Annotated in this window: 1 protein-coding gene; it reads right to left on the bottom strand. The window is 37.3% G+C overall.

Annotated features, from left to right (window positions below):
- Positions 1 to 69: 69 nt before the first annotated feature.
- The coding region (locus HMPREF2697_RS02460; RefSeq protein ID WP_070849515.1) for a glucosyl transferase at positions 70 to 2,729 on the bottom strand (2,660 nt) is incomplete at its 5' end.

Below are 2,729 nucleotides of genomic sequence, written 5' to 3'. Positions count from 1 at the left end.
TTCTTTTCCATGATAATTCTCCTTTCATTTTAAATCTGTCATTTTTAAGAAGGAGTATTTATAACTTCATTAACTAATTGGTGTTCCGTTTCCATCCGCATCAAAATGATAGGTTTGCCCTTTAATAGTAATGTCAATGTTTGACAAACGGGCACCTGAGTTAGCATCGTAGTAGTGGATTTTACCATCAACGGTGACTAGTTCTCCCTTGGCTTGTTTACCGTTACTATGGAAGTAGACTGGGACATTGTCAATGGTTTGCTCACCGGTAACTTTATCACCATTGACATCAACGTAGTAGAAATAGTCCTCACAATCGAAGTCTTTGCTTGAAAGTGGGTAGTGACTAATGTCTACTGGTATTGTGTTATCATTGGGATCAAGAATAAAATTATGTGGGTACTGGATAAAAAAGTTATCGACAGGATTACCGTATTTATCTTGAAATTTCCAGTTATAGATATGGACGTAACGGTTTGTTACAAGTGCACCAGTATCCTTATCATAGTAGTGTCCATCAGGAGCAAAACGTCCCTTAACCTGTGCTCCATTAGGGAAGAAGTACATTTTGACATAATCAAGTGTTTGAGGTCCTTTTAGTGGTCGGCCTTCCCTATCAAGGTAATACCAGTCCTTTGCATATATAGTTTCGCCATATATGGTACTACCAACGGAAGTCAATCCTTCTCTAAAAGTATTGGTCACTAGTTCACCAGAATCTTTGTCATAGAATTTACCGTTTTGAGCAACCCTTCCTTTGGTCTGAAAACCCCAAGGATTATCAAAGTATAGTTTTTGACCATTAATTTCAACTTCTCCTGTTGCAGCTGTACCATCTTTTGTAAAATAATACCATCTTCCATTACATTCGAAAAAGCGATTTTTCAAGACTTTACCACTATGATCAACATAATAGACCTTATTATTTTCATAGATAAAACGATCTCGTAACATTTCTCCAATGTCATATTGTTTATACGTATTTTCTGGACGGAAGTAATAGAAATCGCCATTAATTTCCTGAAGTCCAAGAACTATTTGTCCTTTATCATCAAGGTAGTAGGTTGAATCATTTTCATTAACAAAGCCTGCATGGGTTACTTTGCAACCATTGTCTTTATCATAGTAGTACTTAGGCATGTAATAATATTTGGAGATAAACTTCGGATCTCTTACAAATCCTCCTTTAATCTGTTTACCATCATGGGGATCGAACATAACATCTTGTCCATCAATAATGTAGGCCCCTTTTAGTGGGCTACCGTATTTATTAACATAGTACCAATTACCATTAACTTCAACGTAACGATTGGTTACGAGATTTCCTGTATTGATATCGTAGTAACCTTTAAGGTCATTATATATATCTAAATAGGCCCCTTTGACTTGTTGTCCATTATCCCGGAAGAATACTCTTTGTCCCTTAATGATTTGGGAACCGATAAGGTTTTCTCCGCTTGCATTCTTATAATACCAGTTACCCTGTTCATCGCTATAGTAGCCGTTAGGGTTTGGAGCATCTTTACCAATTCCATTTTCATCAAAGTTATAAGTCATCCCATTGATCGTTAGGCTTGTATTTACAACACGAGCTCCAGAATCAGGATCATAGTAACGGAGGACCCCATTATCAAGAACAAGTTCTCCTTTAGCTTGACGGCCGTTTGAGTAGAGATAGACGATTTGTCCATTAATAAGGGTTTCCCCATCTTTAGGACGAATAGCATTTCCATCATCACCGTAGTAGTACCATTTATCATGTTCTTTAATTGTTTGTTTTTTGACTAACTGACCGGTTTCTGAGTCAAAATAGTAACGACGTGTAATGTTTGTGGGTGTTCCATATTTATTAGAAGTTGGAAGAGTCTTTCCATCTTCTAGTTCTATGCTGATTCCTTTTTGCATGACACCAGAGTCGATTTCGAAATAATAAAGATTACCATCAATCATACGAGTTCCTGTATATTTAGAACCGTCATTATTGATAAAAAATGTTCTTCCTTCTTTATCTTGAACGAGACCTTCTTTTCTAACTCTAGCTCCGGTGTTAGGGTCATAATAGTGCATCTTATCAAGATTACCAGAATACTTTTCACTAAAGTCTCCTTTGACTTGAGTTCCGTCATAATCAAAATAAACTTCTTGCCTATCAATGGTTTGTTCCCCCTTGAGAGGAATACCATCCTTGTCAACATAGTACCAGTTTCCCTTATATTCTAGATACCGTTCGGTTTGTAGTTGACCAGTATTATCATCAAAATAACGGTATAGTTTGTAATTTACGATTTGTGGTCCTTTAATTTGTTTTCCGTCCTCCCAGAAGGAGACTCTTACGTTATCAATCGTTTGATCTCCAGTAAGTTTTTTCCCATTAGCATCTTCATAGTACCAATTCCCCTGTTCATCACTGTAGTAGTGACCGCCAGTGATATTATTTTCAGTTGTGTTTGTACTATCAGTAGTTAATGAAGTGCTTTTATTTTCGTGTGAAATACTTTCACTAGTCGTTGTACTTACCTCAGAATGCGTAGTTTCTGAACTAGCTGTACTTGTCACTTCAGAGCTTGGTTTTTCAGAAACAATTTCTGTTGAAGCCACTTCAGAGCTAGCTACTGGTGTTTCTGACACAGTGGCAACCTCGCTCGAAGCGGTAGCAGCTGTGTTTTCTACAGGTTTAGTTGTGGCTTCATTACTTGCTGGAGCCTCAACGTCAATAGCGCCTTCTTTGA

It is taken from the genome of Streptococcus sp. HMSC064D12 (assembly GCF_001837205.1).
Classification (GTDB): domain Bacteria; phylum Bacillota; class Bacilli; order Lactobacillales; family Streptococcaceae; genus Streptococcus; species Streptococcus salivarius_D.
This window is presented reverse-complemented; position numbering and strand designations above follow the sequence as displayed.